The 15,726-nt window shown below is 67.8% G+C and carries 12 protein-coding genes; 7 read left to right on the forward strand and 5 right to left on the reverse strand.

The annotated features are described in order from the left end of the window. Positions 1 to 8: 8 nt before the first annotated feature. The gene (locus RZE79_RS05160) at positions 9 to 2,180 is read right to left on the reverse strand and encodes a TonB-dependent siderophore receptor (protein ID WP_319359291.1); all 2,172 of its coding nucleotides are present in this window, start codon (positions 2,178 to 2,180) and stop codon (positions 9 to 11) included. A 249-nt stretch (positions 2,181 to 2,429) separates the two neighbouring features. Further along, the gene (locus RZE79_RS05165) at positions 2,430 to 4,022 is read right to left on the reverse strand and encodes a phospholipase D family protein (RefSeq protein WP_319359292.1); all 1,593 of its coding nucleotides are present in this window, start codon (positions 4,020 to 4,022) and stop codon (positions 2,430 to 2,432) included. A gap of 172 nt (positions 4,023 to 4,194) precedes the next feature. On the opposite strand from RZE79_RS05165, the gene RZE79_RS05170 reads away from it, so the two are divergent. The 4 genes from RZE79_RS05170 to RZE79_RS05185 are packed head-to-tail and all read left to right on the forward strand — an operon-like array spanning position 4,195 to position 9,905. Next, positions 4,195 to 6,297, forward strand: a complete 2,103-nt coding sequence (locus RZE79_RS05170; protein ID WP_319359293.1) for a TonB-dependent siderophore receptor — start codon at positions 4,195 to 4,197, stop codon at positions 6,295 to 6,297. Between the two features lie 32 nt (positions 6,298 to 6,329). Then, a complete protein-coding gene (locus RZE79_RS05175; RefSeq protein ID WP_319359294.1) occupies positions 6,330 to 7,532 on the forward strand; it encodes a PepSY domain-containing protein in 1,203 nt (400 codons plus the stop codon). Then, complete coding sequence (locus tag RZE79_RS05180; RefSeq protein ID WP_319359295.1) at positions 7,529 to 7,741, forward strand: hypothetical protein; 213 nt, start codon at positions 7,529 to 7,531, stop codon at positions 7,739 to 7,741. The genes RZE79_RS05175 and RZE79_RS05180 overlap by 4 nt, the downstream gene beginning before the upstream one ends. 37 nt (positions 7,742 to 7,778) lie before the next feature. Further along, the gene (locus RZE79_RS05185) at positions 7,779 to 9,905 is read left to right on the forward strand and encodes a TonB-dependent receptor (protein ID WP_319359296.1); all 2,127 of its coding nucleotides are present in this window, start codon (positions 7,779 to 7,781) and stop codon (positions 9,903 to 9,905) included. Positions 9,906 to 9,980: 75 nt separating this feature from the next. On the opposite strand, the gene metK is transcribed toward RZE79_RS05185, so the two are convergent. Further along, complete coding sequence (gene metK, locus RZE79_RS05190; protein WP_153280481.1) at positions 9,981 to 11,165, reverse strand: methionine adenosyltransferase; 1,185 nt, start codon at positions 11,163 to 11,165, stop codon at positions 9,981 to 9,983. Positions 11,166 to 11,398: 233 nt separating this feature from the next. Between metK and RZE79_RS05195 the strand changes: the two genes are divergently transcribed. Then, complete coding sequence (locus RZE79_RS05195; RefSeq protein ID WP_319359297.1) at positions 11,399 to 12,295, forward strand: lysophospholipid acyltransferase family protein; 897 nt, start codon at positions 11,399 to 11,401, stop codon at positions 12,293 to 12,295. Continuing rightward, on the forward strand, positions 12,292 to 13,176 hold the full coding sequence (locus RZE79_RS05200) for a lipid A biosynthesis acyltransferase (protein WP_319359298.1): 885 nt from the start codon (positions 12,292 to 12,294) through the stop codon (positions 13,174 to 13,176). The genes RZE79_RS05195 and RZE79_RS05200 overlap by 4 nt, the downstream gene beginning before the upstream one ends. Here RZE79_RS05200 and RZE79_RS05205 read toward each other — a convergent pair. Both RZE79_RS05205 and yihA read right to left on the reverse strand, forming a co-directional pair. Continuing rightward, positions 13,170 to 14,084 carry an alpha/beta hydrolase gene (locus tag RZE79_RS05205; protein WP_319359299.1) on the reverse strand — a complete coding sequence of 305 codons (915 nt, stop codon included), beginning with the start codon at positions 14,082 to 14,084 and terminating at the stop codon, positions 13,170 to 13,172. The genes RZE79_RS05200 and RZE79_RS05205 overlap by 7 nt on opposite strands. A 90-nt stretch (positions 14,085 to 14,174) precedes the next feature. Then, positions 14,175 to 14,930, reverse strand: a complete 756-nt coding sequence (gene yihA / locus RZE79_RS05210; RefSeq protein ID WP_319359300.1) for a ribosome biogenesis GTP-binding protein YihA/YsxC — start codon at positions 14,928 to 14,930, stop codon at positions 14,175 to 14,177. A 70-nt stretch (positions 14,931 to 15,000) separates the two neighbouring features. On the opposite strand from yihA, the gene RZE79_RS05215 reads away from it, so the two are divergent. Continuing rightward, positions 15,001 to 15,672: a cytochrome c gene (locus tag RZE79_RS05215; RefSeq protein ID WP_153280476.1), complete on the forward strand. Its 672-nt coding sequence runs from the start codon at positions 15,001 to 15,003 to the stop codon at positions 15,670 to 15,672. Positions 15,673 to 15,726 lie beyond the last annotated feature (54 nt).

The following is a 15,726-nucleotide window of genomic DNA, read 5'->3' on the forward strand; positions in this document are numbered from 1 at the left end:
CCGCACGCTCAGAACTTCGCGCGCAGCGTCAGCTGCACCTCGCGTCCCGGTCCCGGCAGGATCAGGTTGTCCACGCTGCCGTGGGCCGAGACGTGGTACTTGCGGTTCGCGATGTTCTTCAGGTTCAGCGCGATCTCGTAGCGCTCGGTCTTGTAATTGGCCGCGAGGTCGGCGGTCAGGTACGAGGGCAGCGTGACGAGGTTGCTGAGCGACGCATAACGCGCGCTGACGTAGTTCAGGCCGCCGCCGGCGCTGAAGCCATGGCCGAGGTCCTTCATGGCCCACACGAAGGCCGAGTGGCGCGGCGTGAGCGCGGCGGTCTTGCCCTGCACCGGGATGGCGGCGCCCACCGGCAGCTGCAGCGAGCTCACGGTGGCGAGCGACTTCGTCATCTTCGCGTCGAGGTACGCATAGCCCGCGCTCACGTCCCAGCGGCCCGGCAGACGGCCGTTGAGCGCGAGCTCCAGGCCGTTGGTGCGCTGCGTGCCGACGTTGATCTGGCGGCGCGGGTTGTTCGGGTCGGTGTTCTTGATGCCCGAGCGCTCCAGGTTGAACAGCGCGGTCGTGAGGTTCAGGCCGCCGTCGAGCAGGTCGAACTTGGCACCGATTTCCTTGTTGACGGTGATCTCGGGCGCGTTGTCGATGTTGCCGGTAGACAGCGCGAAGTTCTCGCCCGAAGGCTGGAACGAGCGGCTGTACGACACGTAGTACGACTGCACCGCATCAGGCTGCCACACCACGCCGGCGCGCGGGCTGAACTTGCGGTCGGTGCGCTCCAGCGGCGCAAGCTTGCGCTCGAAGCCGGTGTCCTGCTTGAACACGTCGTAGCGACCGCCGATCAGCGCCTTCCAGTGCGGTGCCAGCGTGATCTGGTCCTGGAAGTAAACGGCCGCGGTCTTGAACTCGCTGTTGCTCGGGATCGCGCCGTCGGCCAGGTACGTGGCGAGCGGAATCGGCAGCGGGTCGGCGACCGGATTGAACAGGCTCACGCGCTGGGCGCCCGTCGCGGAAGACACACTGAACAGGCGCTTGCGCTGCACGCCGAACTCGGCGCCGACCAGCCACTCCTGCTTGAAGCCGCCGAGGTCGTTGCGCCAGGTCAGGTCGGTCTGGTTGAACCAGCCGCTCTCGTCGCGGTCGACGATGCCGCGCGTGCGGCCTACCGTGAGGCGCACCGGGTCGGTGGTGCCGCTGGGCAGCGTGTTGTTGCGGTCGAGGTGGTAGCTCGAATAACGCGTGGTGTTGCGCAGGCTCAGCGCGTCGCTGAAGCGGTGGTTCAGCGTGGCGGTGAAGGTCTGCACCTTGCTGGTCACGGTGTCGTCGCGCTTGCCGTGCGCGGAGCCGTAGTAGGCGCCGATGGGCACGTCGACCGGGCGGCCGTTGAGCGCCGGAATGCCGAAGTCGGTGAGGCGCTGGTCGCGCAGGTTTGTGTACTGCAGCAGCAGGTCGGTCTGCGGGCTGAACTTGATCGCCAGCGAGGGCGCGATGTTGTAGCGGTCGGTGAACTGCTGGTCGCGGTAGCTGTCCGATTTCTCGCCCGCCACGTTGAGGCGGAACGCCATGTTCTCGCCGATGGGCGTGTTCAGGTCGATCGTGCTGCGCGTGTAGTGGTGGCTGCCCAGGCCCAGCGAGACCTCGCCGAAGCGGCGCTCGAACACGGGCTTCTTGGTCACGCGGTTGATCAGGCCGCCCGAGGAACCGCGGCCGTAGAGCACGGCGGCGGGGCCCTTGAGCACCTCGATGCGCTCGGTGTCCGAGAGGTCGCGGAAGTACAGCGCGTCGTCGCGCACGCCATCGACGAACCAGTCGGAGATGCCGCTGAAGCCGCGGATCACGACCTGGTCGCGCTGGCCGTCGCCGTGGTTGAAGCTCACGCCCGGCACGTTGCGCAGGGCGTCCTGCATCGACACGGCACCCTGGTCGCGCAGCAACTGTTCGGGCAGCACGTTGACGGCCTGCGGCACGTCGCGCAGCGGCGCGCTGCCCTTGGTGGCGGTGCTCGCGGCGGCGGGGGCGTAGCCCTTGTCGTCCTCGGCGCTGACGGTCACTTCCTTGAGGGTCGAGGCTGCGGTGGTTTGTGCCAGCGCGGTGCCGCTCAGTGACGCGAGGGCGGCGCCGGCGAGCAGGGAAAGGCGCCACAGGGGGCGCGACGTGGGGGCGGTACGGAAAGTCGGCTTCATGTTGTCCAGTTTTTTTGAAGGGCGTTGAGCGCACGGCGGCCGCGCACGCGCACGCACGGCCCTCGTCAGGGGACGAAGGGCGGTGTCGTGCCTTGCCTTGAAAAAAATCTGGGTGAGGCGGGGCCGCTCAGGCGGAAGCTCCGCCGGCGGCACCGTGGTGACGGCCGCTGTGCGCGGCGGGCTGGATTCTAGAGAAGCAGATGCGACAAGTTCCCATGTGTCGCGGCAATGCGACGCATGGCGGGCGGCTCAGAGCTGGTCGGTCGGCACGAACCACGAGAACAGCAGCAGCTGGAACCGCGTGAGCATGCTGGAGTCGGGCTCGCTGTCGAGCACCTCGTTGTCCACGTCGCCGGTGCCGATCCACTGCACGTTCTCGCCGTCGGGCTTGAGCACGACGCGGTACACGCCTTCCATGTCGTCCAGCTGGTAGGCGAAGAGCAGCGCCTGCGTGAGTTCGAAGCTGCGCACGCGCACGCCGAACTCGGTGTTCAGCAGGGCCGAGCGCGGGTCGAGGTTCATCGAGCCGAGCAGCACCCACTGGCGATCGACCAGCGCCAGCTTGGCATGCAGGCGCCCGCGCGCCTTCTTGAGCAGGCTGCGGAACTGGCCGCTGCGCTTGAGCTGCTGCGTGCTCACCTCGTACAGGTTCACGCCCAGTTTGAGCATGTCGACGCGGTAGCGGTTGTAGTTGATGTTCACCAGCGGCTCGTCGCTGTCGGCCAGCGAGTTGGTGACCACGGTGATGCTCAGGCCCTGGTCGCGGCCCATGCGGATGCGCGCCATGCCCTCGTCGCCCGGAATGAAGTAGGGCGAGATCACCACCACGTTCGACTTCGCCGCGCCCAGCATTTCGTGGAAGCGCTGCGCCAGCGACTCCTGCGGCTGGGCCATCGTGCCCAGGGCCTTGTTCGGGCTGTCGGCGGTGGCGGCGGCCTCGGCGCGGATCCAGCGCGTCTCGCTCATGTTCGCGAGCTGCGCGCCCAGTGGCAGGTCGCCCAGCAGGTCGGTGGCGGCCAGCGGATCGGGCAGCGGCGCGAAGGCCGGCGAGGTTGCGGTGTCGAAGGCGGCTTTCAGCTCGTCGGGCGTGAGCGTCGTGCCGGCCATGCGCTGCAGCGGGTAGACCACGTCGCTGTTCCAGTAGGTGTCGAAGATCCCGGCCGACTGCGGCACCACCGGGCCGGCCAGCAGCAGCTCGAAGTCGATGAAGTTGGCGCTCTCGCTGCGCAGGAAGTACTCGTCCGCGAGGTTGCGCCCGCCGGCGATGGCCATGGCGCCGTCGGCGATGAACAGCTTGTTGTGCATGCGGTGGTTGAGCCGCCGGAAATCGCCGAAGAACTCCAGCCAGCGCATCGACGAGCTGTCGCGCGCGTTCACGAAGGGATTGAACAGCCGCACCTGCGCGTTGGGCTCGGCGGCCAGCCCGAGCAGCAGGCGGTCCATGCCCGCGGTGTAGAAGTCGTCGAGCAGCAGGCGCACGCGCACGCCGCGCCGGGCGGCGTCGCGCAGTTCGCGCAGCAGCAGCCGGCCGGTCTTGTCGTTGCCGAGCTGGTAGGTCTGCACGTCGAGCGACGACTGGGCGCGGCGGATGAGCTCCAGCCGCGCGTCGAGCGCGAACGAGGCCTCGATGAGCGGTCGCATGCTCGAGAGGCCGTCGGGCGGCGAATCGAGGCTGGCGGCGGCGCGGCCGAGCAGGGTGGCGGACGAGGCGGGAATCGCCACCTCCGGCGGCGCATCGGGCTGGCGTGGCGGCAGGCCCGCGCAGCCGGTGAGCACCAGCACGACCAGGACCAGCGCCGGGCCGCGCAGCGCGGGAAACAACGAGGCAAGGAGCTTGAGCATGGGGCCTGTCAGCGCACGCACCGGCGTGCGGGCGGCATCGTAGCCCGGCTGGCGCGGCCGATCGCGGCACTTTTGCAACACCTCGCGCCCGGCTGCTGGAAAACCCGTGGACCGCGACTTTCTTGACAATAGAATGCGAATTGTTATCAATAGTGTTCAGCGAGCGGTAAAAATGGCAAGAATCTTGGCGCGGCGCAAGGCCGCTTCGGTGCTGGTGGGCTGTCTGGCGATCTACGCGCAGCAGCACGTTCTGGCGCAAACGCAAACGAGCGGCGCGGGGTCGCTTCCTGAAGTGCGCGTCGATGCGAATGCCGAGGTCGAAACCGCCACCACGCCCGTGATCGGCTACCGCGCGAAGAACGCCGTCACCGCCACCAAGACCGACACGCCGCTGTCGGAAACGCCGCAGTCCGTCACCGTGATCACGCGCGACCAGATGGTCGACCAGGGCGCGACCAATCTGCAGGAAGCGCTCAACTACGCGGCGGGCGTGCGCTCCGATGCCTACGGTGTCGATTCGCGGACCGATTCGATCCGCGTGCGCGGCGCCTACCCCGACATCTACCTCGATGGTCTGCGCCAAGCCTACGGCTACTACACCAGCACCACGCGCACCGAGCCCTACACGCTGGAGCGCCTCGAAGTGCTGCGCGGCCCCTCGGGCATGCTGTTCGGCGCGGGCACCGCGGCGGGCGTGGTCAACATGGTCAGCAAGCGACCGCTGCAGGAGGCCCAGCGCGAGGTGGGCGTGCAGTTCGGCAGCTTTGGCCGCAAGCAGGTGCAGGCCGACCTCACCGGTCCGCTGAACGCCGACGGCTCGCTGTCGTACCGGTTGATCGCGCTGCAGCGCAAGTCGGATTCGCAGGTCGATTACGTGCCCGACGACCGCAGCGTGATCGCGCCGTCGCTCACCTGGCGGCCCAACGCGGCGACCTCGCTGACGCTGCAGGGCCTGTGGCAAAAGGACAAGAGCGGCAGCAGCTCGCAGTTCCTGCCGTGGGAAGGCACCTTGCTGCCGGCCCCGTTCGGCCGCGTGCCGGCCAGCCGCTTCATCGGCGAGCCCGGCGACTACTACAACAGCGAGCGCCAGACCTTCGGCTGGCAGTTCGAGCACAAGTTCAACGACAGCTGGACCGTGCGCCAGAACTTCCGCTACGCGAAGAACGAAAACGACAACCGCTACCACTACGGCGGCGCGTTCAGCGGCTTCGACAGCTGGTCGACCGACCCGATCTTCAAGCGCGTGCTGGCCCGCTACTACGACAGCCAGCTCACGCGCAACCGCACGCAGACACTCGACAACCACGTCGAAGGCCACTTCCAGACCGGCGCGCTCAAGCACACGTTGTTGATCGGTGCGGACTACGCGCGCCAGCGCGAGAACGTGTGGGGCGGCACCACCGCCGACACCATCGACATCTATGCGCCGGTGTACGGCCACCTCGACGAGCCCGAGCGCGTGGCGCGTCCGCGCACGCGACAGCGCCAGACCGGCCTGTACCTGCAGGACCAGATCAAGCTCGACAACTGGATCTTCGTGGCCGGCCTGCGCCATGACCGCGCCGTGTCCAGCGCCGTCGGCAGCGACGAGCAAAAGAGCAGCGCCACCACCAAGCGCCTGGGCGTGATGTACGCCCATCCGTCGGGCTGGTCGCCGTACCTGAGCTACAGCGAGTCGTTCACGCCGCAGTCGCCGCGCGACGGCCGCATCTTCTCGCCGCTGCGCGGTGAGCAGTGGGAAGCGGGCGTGAAGTACGAGCCCAAGGACCGTGCCCTGGCCTTCAGCGCCGCCGTGTACGACCTGCGCGAGAAGAACCAGATCGTCGAAGAACAGCCGAAGGTGTTCTCGCAGCGCGGCCTGACCAAGACCAAGGGCGTCGAGCTGGAAGCCAAGGGCTCGGTGGGCGCCAACCTCGACCTCGTCGCCCACTACAACTACACCGATGCCGACGCGCAGATCGAAGGCCTGCCCAAGCACCAGGCCAGCTTCTGGGCCAAGTACAAGTTCTCGGTGGCCGGCATGAGCGGGTTCTCGGCGGGCGCCGGCGTGCGCGTGATGAGCTCGTTCCGCGACACCCAGTTCGGCACCGGTCCGCGCATTCCGGGCGTGGCGCTGGCCGACTTGGTGTTTGCTTACGATACGGCCAACTGGCGCTATGCGCTCAACATCAACAACGTGACGGACAAGGTGTATTTCAGCACCTGCCTCTCGCGCGGTGACTGCTGGTACGGTGCGCGACGCAACATCGTGGCAAGCGCCACCTACCGCTTCTAGCCTTTTTCCACCCAACGACGCACGACGACGACATGGACAGCCGAAAGATCAAGACCTGGGCCTGGGTCCACAAGTGGAGCAGCCTCGTTTGCACGGTGTTCATGCTGCTGCTGTGCATCACCGGCCTGCCGCTGATCTTCCACCACGAGATCGGCCACCTGCTGGGCACCGAGGTCGAGGCGCCGAAGATGCCGGCGAACACGCCGCGCGTGAGCCTGGACCGCGTGCTTGAAGTGGCGCGCGCGCAGCACCCCGATCGCGTGGTGCAGTTCGTCTCGCATCCCGAAGACGACGACGGCCTGTGGTTCGTCACGCTCACGCCGACGCCCGCGCCCACGGACGACTTCAAGTCGGTCGCGGTCGATGCGCGCACTGGCGTCATCCTTGCGCAGCCGAAGTTCGATGAAGGCTTCATGTACGTGATGTTCAAGCTGCACGTCGACCTGTTCGCGGGCCTGCCGGGCAAGCTGTTCCTGGGCTTCATGGGCTTCCTGCTGTTGGTCGCGATCGTCTCGGGCGTGGTGCTGTATTCGCCGTTCATGCGCAAGCTCGACTTCGGCACGGTGCGCCGCGAGAAGCGGCCCCGCCTGAAGTGGCTCGACCTGCACAACCTGCTGGGCGTCGTCACCCTGGTGTGGCTCTTTGTGGTGGGTGCCACCGGCATGATCAACACCTGGGCCGACCTGGTGATCAAGTACTGGCAGTACGACCAGCTCACCACGCTGCTGGCTCCCTACAAGAACGAGCCCGTGGTCGCCGTGGGCGAGCGCGGCTCGGTGCAGCGCTCGTACGACGCGGCGATGCAGCACGCGCCGGGCAACCGGCTGTCGTTCATCGCCTTCCCGGGCACCGCGTTCTCCAGCCCGCACCACACGACCTTCTTCCTGCGCGGCAAGGAGCCCTTCACCTCGAAGCTGCTGCAGCCGGTGCTGGTCGATGCGAAGACCACCGAGATCACGGCGGCACCGAAGCTGCCCTGGTACCTCACGGCGCTGCTGGTGTCGCAACCGCTGCACTTCGGTGACTACGGCGGCATGCCGATGCAGATCCTGTGGGCGCTGCTCGACATCGCGACCATCATCGTGCTGGGCAGCGGGCTGTACCTGTGGCTCAAGCGCGGCAAGACCGTGCCGGCCCGGGCGAACACGACCGCGGCCCCCGCCACGGAGCGCGCGCCACCTTCGGCCTCAGGCCCGCAGCCTGATCCGGCACCGGCCATGAAGGTGCAGGCATGACGACGCACCACAAGGCACCGCACCAGTCCTTCTGGCGCATGTGGGGCTGGCCGATCGTGCTCGGCGTGCTGACCACCATCGGCCTCATCACCGCGCTGTTCAGCGACGGCGGCGTGGGCGACATGGTGGCCTGGGTCGGCCTGAGTATTCCGGTGCTCGTGTGCGCCTGGTACGGCTGGCGCCGGTCGCCGCGCACGGGTTCGCGCTAGGCCAAAGGGGCAGGGCACCGACGCAGAATCGGTGCCGATGAATGCCGCACTCTCTTACCCGCTTCGCCTGCTGATCCTGGGCGCTCCGCTGGCCGTGCACGGCCAGCAACCCGCCGCGGTGCCGGCCGGCACGCTGCGCGACGTCACCGTCTCCACGCCGCGCGGCACGCTGTCTCCGTTTCTCGTGCCCGGCTCGGTCGATCGCGTCGAGGGCGACGAAATGCGCGACAGCCGGATGCAGGTCAACCTGTCCGAAAGCCTGGGCGCGGTGCCCGGCCTGCAGGTGCAGAACCGCATGAACTACGCGCAGGACCTGCAGCTGTCGGTGCGCGGCTTCGGCGCGCGCTCGACCTTCGGCGTGCGCGGCGTGCGCCTGTATGTCGACGGCATTCCGGCCACCTTGCCCGATGGGCAGGGGCAGACCTCGAACATCGACATCGGCTCGGTCGACCGCGTCGAAGTGCTGCGCGGGCCGTTCTCGGCGCTGTACGGCAATTCGTCGGGCGGCGTGGTGCAGGCCTTCACGGCGTCGGGGGAGGGCGCGCCGCGCTTGTCCTATTCGCTGGCGGGCGGCAGCTTCGGCAGCTGGCGCCAGTCGCTGCAGCTCAGTGGTTCGCAAGGCGCGGTCGACTACCTGCTCGGCGCGAGCCACTTTCGCACCGACGGCTGGCGCGAGCAGAGCGCCGCGCGGCGCAACATCGCGAACGGCAAGCTGGGCGTCGCGCTCGACAACGGCGACAAGCTCACGCTCGTGTTCAACAGCGTGCGCATCGAGGCGCAAGACCCGCTGGGCCTGACGGCCGAACAGGTCGCGCAGGCGCCGCGCAAGGCACCGCTCGCGCTGCAGTACGACACGCGCAAGACGGTCGAGCAGACGCAGGTCGGCCTGCGCTACGAGCGGCGGCTCAACGCCGAGCAGGCGCTGCAGTTCATGGTCTATGGCGGCGAGCGCAAGACCGTGCAGTTCCAGTCGATCCCGCCGTCGGCTCAGCAAAGCCCGCTGCATGCGGGCGGCGTGATCGACCTCACGCGCCAGTACGGCGGCGTCGACCTGCGCTGGACCGCTGCGCTGCAGCTGGCCGACCGGCCGTTGGACCTCGTGGCGGGCCTGGGCTACGACAGCCTGCGCGAGCGTCGCCTCGGCTATCAGAACTACCAAGGCTCCGTCGCGATGCCTGTGCTGGGCGTGCAAGGGCGGCTGCGCCGCAACGAGCGCAACGAGGTCTGGAATCTCGATCCCTATGCGCAGGCGGCCTGGCGTTTTGCCGAGCGCTGGACGCTCGAGGCCGGCGTGCGCCGCAGCCGCGTGCACTTCGATTCGCACGATCTGTACATCGGTGGCGCGAACCGCGACGACAGCGGCAGCGCGGGCTACAGCAAAACCTTGCCCGTGGCCTCGCTGCGCTACCAGGCCACGCCCGATCTCGCTGTGTACAGCTCGGTCGGCCGGGGCTTCGAGACGCCGACGCTCAACGAGCTGTCGTACCGCCCGGGTGGCGCCAGCGGGCTCAACTTCGGGTTGCGGCCTTCGGTGAACGACAGCCTCGAGGTGGGCGCGAAGGCGCGGCTGGGCGGCGGCCTTCTGACGGCGGCGCTGTTCCATACGCGCACGCGCGACGAGATCGTCACCGCCACCAACAGCGGCGGCCGCGCCACGTTCCAGAACGCCGGGCGCACGCGGCGCAACGGCTTCGAGCTGGGGTGGCAGCATGAAACGGCCAACCACTGGCGCACGCAGGTGGCCTACACCTGGCTCGACGCGACGTACCGCGATACGTTCTGTTCGCCGTCGCCTTGCGCGGGCAGCAACGCCGTGAACGCGGGCACCCGCATCCCGGGCATCGCGCGGCAGTCGCTGTTCGCCTCGCTCGGCTGGGTGCCGCCCGAGGGCTGGCGCGCCGGTATCGAGATGCGCGCGCTGAGCCGCATCCAGGCCAACGACCTGAACACCGCGAGCGCGCACGGCTACGCCGTGGCGGCGCTGTACGCCGGCTACCTGAAGAAGTGGGAGCGCTGGGACTTCAACGCCTTCGCGCGCGTCGACAACCTGTTCGACCGGCGCTACATGGGTTCGGTCATCGTCAACGAAGGCAATGCGCGCTTCTACGAACCCGCGCCGGGCCGCAACTGGACGCTGGGCCTGAGCGGCGCGTACCGCTTCTGAATGCGCCATGAAAAGAAAAGGCCCGCCGCCCCGAGGGGACGGCGGGCCTTTTGGCGTCAGGCGTTCGCTATGTGCTTACTTGAGGCCGGCCGCAGCGCGCAGTGCGGCGGCTTGCGTCGTGGCTTCCCAGGTGAACTCGGGCTCTTCACGGCCGAAGTGGCCGTAGGCGGCGGTCTTCTGGTAGATCGGGCGCAGCAGGTCGAGCATCTGGATGATGCCCTTCGGGCGCAGGTCGAAATGCTCGCGCACGAGTTCGGCGATCTTCTCGTCCGAGATCACGCCGGTGCCTTCGGTGTAGACCGTGATGTTCATCGGCTGGGCCACGCCGATGGCGTACGCGACCTGGATCTGGCACTGGCGCGCCAGGCCGGCGGCCACGATGTTCTTGGCCACGTAGCGCGCGGCGTAGGCGGCCGAGCGGTCGACCTTCGACGGGTCCTTACCCGAGAACGCGCCGCCGCCGTGCGGGCAGGCGCCGCCGTAGGTGTCGACGATGATCTTGCGGCCGGTGAGGCCGCAGTCGCCCTGCGGGCCGCCGATGACGAAGCGGCCGGTCGGGTTGATCAGGTAGCGCGTGTTCTGCAGCCATTCCTTGGGCAGCACGGGCTTGATGATCTCTTCGATGATGGCTTCGTTGAACGAGGCCTTCATCTTGGTCGGCGTTTCGCTCTGGTCGGGGCTGTGTTGGGTGGAGAGCACCACGGTGTCGATGCTGTGCGGCTTGCCGTCCACGTAGCGCATCGTGACCTGGCTCTTGGCATCAGGGCGCAGGAAGGGCAGGCGCCCGTCCTTGCGCAGCTGGGCCTGGCGCTCCACGAGGCGGTGCGCGTAGTAGATCGGCGCGGGCATCAGCTCGGGCGTCTCGTCGCAGGCGTAGCCGAACATCAGGCCCTGGTCGCCGGCGCCGGTGTTCAGGTGGTCGTCGGAGGCGTGGTCCACGCCCTGGGCGATGTCGTTGGACTGCTTGTCGTAGCAGACCATCACGGCGCAACCCTTGTAGTCGATGCCGTACTCGGTGTTGTCGTAGCCGATGCGCTTGATGGTGTCGCGCGCGACCTGGATGTAGTCGACGTGCGCGTTGGTCGTGATCTCGCCGGCGAGCACCACGAGGCCGGTGTTGGTCAGCGTTTCGGCGGCGACGCGGCTGCGGGGGTCTTGCTCGAAGATCGCATCGAGGATCGCGTCCGAGATCTGGTCCGCGACCTTGTCGGGATGGCCTTCGGAGACCGATTCGGAGGTAAAGAGAAAGTCGTTCGCCACTGTGGTCACTCCTTGAAGTTGCAATTGGCGCGTTGCCAACTCTGCGGAGCCCTGGCGAACGCTTTAGCAGATGTCGAGGAATCGACGGGACACAATCGCATGCGCGCTTGTGGGTGTCGCCCTGCAAGTTGTTCCGTAACTCGGCGACAATTTGCATTCTATTCGAGCCGCGCAATACCATGCGCGCGCGTCCGCCTTTTGACGCTCCCTGACTCTCTCCCCCTCCCCGTTCAATGATCACCCTGTTCCGCCTGCTTGCCCGCGTGCCGATGCCGTTGATGCATCGGTTCGGCGCCTTGCTGGGATGGCTGGTCTGGTGGTGCGCGCCGGACTACCGCCGCCGCTTCAAGGCCAACGCCGAGAGCGCCGGCTTCTCGCCCGCGCAGTACCGTCCCGCCATCGCCGCCGCCGGCCACATGGCCTCCGAACTGCCCTGGCTGTGGCTGCGCCCGCACGGCGAGAGCGTGCTGACGCGCGTGGTGCGCTGGGACGGCGTCGAGGCCTTCGAGGCCGCGATGCGCGCCAAGAAGGGCGTGATCCTCGTGGCGCCGCACCTGGGCAGCTGGGAGATGTGCGGCCAGGCCATCGGCGAGCGCTTTCTCGCGGACTTCGGGCCGATCACCGCGCTGTTCCGTCCGGCGCGCAAAAAGTGGATGGCCGACCTGATCGCCGCGGGCTCGCGCGACCGGCCCGGCCTGCAGACCCTGCCGACCAACAACACCGGCGTGCGCGGCCTGATCCGCACGCTGCGCAGCGGCGGCTACACCGGCATCCTGCCCGACCAGGTGCCACCAATGGGGCAGGGCGTGTGGGCGCCTTTCCTCGGCCGTCCCGCGTACACCATGACCCTGCTTCCCCGTTTGGCCCAACAGACCGGCGCCGCCTGCTTCCTCAGCGTGTGCGAGCGCCTGCCGCGCGGCGCGGGTTACGTGATCCGCTTCGAGCCGATCGTCGGCACCGCGCTCACCGACGCCAAGGCTTCGATCGAAGACGCTGCTGCCGCGATGAACGACGGCATCGGCCGCCTGATCCACAGCCTGCCCGGCCAGTACGTCTGGGACTACGCGCGCTACAAGGAGCCGCGCGGCGAACCCGCCGTGGCAGCCGCGGCCGGAGGGGCTGCGCCATGAGCCTCAGCTCCCGACTCGGTATCGGCTTCATGCGGGTGTTGGCACCGATGCCGCTGCCGCTGGTGCGCGGCTTCAGCAAGGTGCTCGGCCGGGTGCTGCACACCATCGCCGTGCCGCGGCGGCGCGTGGTCGACCGCAACCTGGCGCTGTGCTTTCCCGAGAAATCGGAGGCCGAGCGCCGCGCCATCGCGCGCGAGACCTTCGTCTTCGTCGCGCAGTCGTGGCTGGACCGCAGCTGGCTCTGGCATGCGCCCGAACAGGTGGTGAAGAGTCGGCTGAAGATCGTCGGTTCTGCCTCGGAAATCCGCGAGATCGCCGAAGGCGACGCGCCAATGATCCTGTTCGCGCCGCACTTCTACGGGCTCGATGCCGCGGCCACCGCGCTCACCATGCACACGGCGCGCCCCTCGGCCACGATCTACACGACCCAGCGCGATCCGATGGTCGATGCGTGGATTCGCGAAGGCCGCACGCGCTTCGGCGATGTGGCGGCGCTCAACCGGGTCGATGGCATCAAGCCCATCCTCTCGGGGCTGCGCAAGGGCGGCCTGCTGTACCTGCTGCCCGACATGGATTTCGGGCGCGACCAGACCATCTTCGTGCCGTTCTACGGCGTGCAGGCGGCCACCGTGCCCTCGCTGTCGCGCTTCGCGCGGCTGGGCAAGGCCAAGGTGGTGCCGGTGGTGGCGAAGCTCACGCCCGGCGGCTACGAGATCCAGGTGCTGTCGGCGTGGCAGAACTTCCCGACCGACGACGTCGAGGCCGACACGGCGCTCATGAACGAGCGCCTGCAGGGCTACATCGACACGATGCCGTCCCAGTACTACTGGGTGCACCGCCGCTTCAAGACCCGCCCAGAGGGCGAGCCGCCCATTTACTGATTGCGGGCCAGGAAGCCCTCGATCTCGCGCGCGACCAGCTGCGGCTGCTCGTGCACGATCCAGTGGGTGGCGTTCGGCACCTTCTTGACCTCGAGCTTCGGCACGTACGCTTCCAGCCCGTCGAGCAGGCCCGGCAGCAGCGCCGCGTCGTCGAGCGCCCAGAACACGAAGGTCGGCATGGTCACCGTGAGGCGTTCGCGCGGCAGCACCGGAATGCTGTCGACGGTCTGGCCTGGCAGCGGTGGCTTCATCGGCGTCACGCGGTACAGGTTGCAGGCGCCGGTCAGGCCCGCGCTCCAGACTTCGCGGTACTGCTGCTTCACTTCTTCGGTGAGCCAGCCGAAGCCGTCCGGGCCGGCCTTCATCAGCAGGAAGAAGGGCCACATGCGCTTGAAATCGTCGGCCGCGAGCAGGGCTTCGGCATCGGGGCGCGCCAGGAAGTGCATGTACGCACTGGCCTGCTGCTGCGCCGGGTTGTTGCGCAGCTCGCGCGTGAACGTGCCCGGGTGCGGCGAATTGATGATGACGAGCTTGCCGACCTGCTGGGGGAATGCGTTGGCGTAGCCCCAGGCGAAGGCGCCGCCCCAGTCGTGGGCGACCAGCACGGCCATCGTGCCGTCGGCGCTCTCGGTGGCGACGAGCTGCTGGATGTCCTGGATCAGCAGGTGGGCCTTGTAGTCGGCCACTTCCGTGGGAGCGCTGGACTTCTCGAAGCCGCGCAGGTTGGGCGCCACGCAGCGGTAGCCGCCGTGGGCCGGGTCCGAGAAGTAGGCGAGCAGCTCGTCCCAGATGAACGCAGCCTCGGGAAAGCCGTGCAGGAACACCATCAGCGGCTGGCCCGGCTTGCCGGCGGCGCGGCAGCTCAGGGTGGTGCCGTTGGGCAGGCTGCGTTGGAAGGTCTCGATCATGCTTCGTGTCTCCTAGGGTTGACTGTCGCTATTGTTTTGATAGTGAACTTCGCAGGCGAGGCGCTCGATGCAGCCGGTTCCTCTAGTGCATCAGGCGTCGTCTTCGGCCGGCGGCTCGGAGGCCGCCGGTGACGCCGGTACTGCGGCAGCGTCGTCGGGATGCACCCAGCGCCACAGCAGCTCGGCCGCCTCGCCGACCCCTTGCTTCTTCAGGGCCGAGAACAGTTTGACCTCGCCGCCGCCGGCGTTCAGTCGCGTAATCGACAGCACCTTGGCGGCTTCGCTGCGCGTGAGCTTGTCGGACTTGGTCAGCAGGATCAGGAACTTGAGGCCTTGCTGCACGCGCGGACGGATCACGTCGAGCAGGATCTCGTCGAGCTCGGTCAGACCGTGGCGCGGATCGCACATCAGGACAACCCCGCGCAGGCTTTCGCGCGTCATGAGGTAGTTGCCCATCACGCGCTGCCAGCGCAGCTTGGCTTCCTTCGGCACGGCCGCGTAGCCGTAGCCGGGCAGGTCGGCCAGCACGGCGTCGTCGACCTTCTGCTTGCCGATGCCGAACAGGTTGATGTGCTGCGTGCGGCCGGGCGTCTTCGAGGCAAAAGCCAGGCGGGTCTGCTGCGTCAGCGTGTTGATGGCGGTCGATTTGCCGGCGTTGGAACGGCCGACAAAAGCGATCTCGGGCAGGTCGACCGGAGGCAGGTGTTCCAGCTGCGGAGCGCTGGTCAGGAAGTGGGCGGTGTGCAGCCAACCCAGGGCCACGCGCTCGCGTTCAGCGACCTGCGGGTCCACGGCAGGGGCCGCGCGGGGAGGATAAGCGGCGGACTTGGCGCGCGGGGAGGTCATCAATGGGCTTTCGGAACGGGGCGCCATTGTAGAATCGCGGGGTTTTGCGCCATAAATCTAAGCCCCCGATATGAAGTTGTTTGCCAATATTCTGCTTGCAGCCCTCATGGGCGTCACAGCCAGCGCGAGTTTTGCAGCCGATGAGCCTGCCGCTGCCCCCGCAGCGGCAGCCGCCAAGCCGGCCAAGCCCGATCCCGCCAAGGGCGACACGCTGTTCAATGCGACGCCGGCTAACAGCCAGAGCTGTGCTTCGTGCCACAACGCCGACGGCAACTCGGCCATCGCAGCCAACCCCAAGCTGGCGCAACAACACCCCGAATACATCCTCAAGCAGCTGCAGGACTTCAAGTCCGGCAAGCGCAAGAGCGCCATCATGAAGCCGCTGGCGTCGGCGCTGTCTGAAGAAGACATGCGCAACATCGCCTGGTTCGTCGGCTCCAAGAAGATCAAGCCGGGCTTCTCGAAAGAGAAGGACACGGTCGCCCTCGGCGAAAAAATCTACCGCGGCGGCATCGGCGATCGCCAGATCCCCGCCTGCGCCGGCTGCCACAGCCCGAACGGTGCCGGCCTCCCGGCCCAGTACCCGCGCCTGGGCGGCCAGCACGCCGACTACACCGTGACCCAGCTCGTGGCCTTTCGCGACAACGTCCGCCTGAACAGCTCGCCCATGAACGGTGTGGCCGCCAAGCTCAACGACCGCGAAATCAAGGCTGTCGCCGACTACATCGCCGGCTTGCGCTGATTTCCGCTGTCGCGCCGTCCGGCGTGAACTAACCGCCGATAAAAATCCCAAACA

The organism is Variovorax sp. EBFNA2 (assembly GCF_033802765.1).
GTDB classification, from domain to species: domain Bacteria; phylum Pseudomonadota; class Gammaproteobacteria; order Burkholderiales; family Burkholderiaceae_C; genus Variovorax; species Variovorax paradoxus_H.

Bases quoted from the DNA above. Each gene is read 5' to 3' on its own strand.
- RZE79_RS05185 (WP_319359296.1), top strand. From the start codon at position 7,779: ATGAATGCCGCACTCTCTTACCCGCTTCGCCTGCTGATCCTGGGCGCT.
- yihA (WP_319359300.1), bottom strand. From the start codon at position 14,930: ATGACCTCCCCGCGCGCCAAGTCCGCCGCTTATCCTCCCCGCGCGGCC.
- RZE79_RS05165 (WP_319359292.1), bottom strand. From the start codon at position 4,022: ATGCTCAAGCTCCTTGCCTCGTTGTTTCCCGCGCTGCGCGGCCCGGCG.
- RZE79_RS05215 (WP_153280476.1), top strand. From the start codon at position 15,001: ATGAAGTTGTTTGCCAATATTCTGCTTGCAGCCCTCATGGGCGTCACA.
- RZE79_RS05205 (WP_319359299.1), bottom strand. From the start codon at position 14,084: ATGATCGAGACCTTCCAACGCAGCCTGCCCAACGGCACCACCCTGAGC.
- RZE79_RS05160 (WP_319359291.1), bottom strand. From the start codon at position 2,180: ATGAAGCCGACTTTCCGTACCGCCCCCACGTCGCGCCCCCTGTGGCGC.
- RZE79_RS05175 (WP_319359294.1), top strand. From the start codon at position 6,330: ATGGACAGCCGAAAGATCAAGACCTGGGCCTGGGTCCACAAGTGGAGC.
- RZE79_RS05180 (WP_319359295.1), top strand. From the start codon at position 7,529: ATGACGACGCACCACAAGGCACCGCACCAGTCCTTCTGGCGCATGTGG.
- RZE79_RS05170 (WP_319359293.1), top strand. From the start codon at position 4,195: ATGGCAAGAATCTTGGCGCGGCGCAAGGCCGCTTCGGTGCTGGTGGGC.
- RZE79_RS05200 (WP_319359298.1), top strand. From the start codon at position 12,292: ATGAGCCTCAGCTCCCGACTCGGTATCGGCTTCATGCGGGTGTTGGCA.
- RZE79_RS05195 (WP_319359297.1), top strand. From the start codon at position 11,399: ATGATCACCCTGTTCCGCCTGCTTGCCCGCGTGCCGATGCCGTTGATG.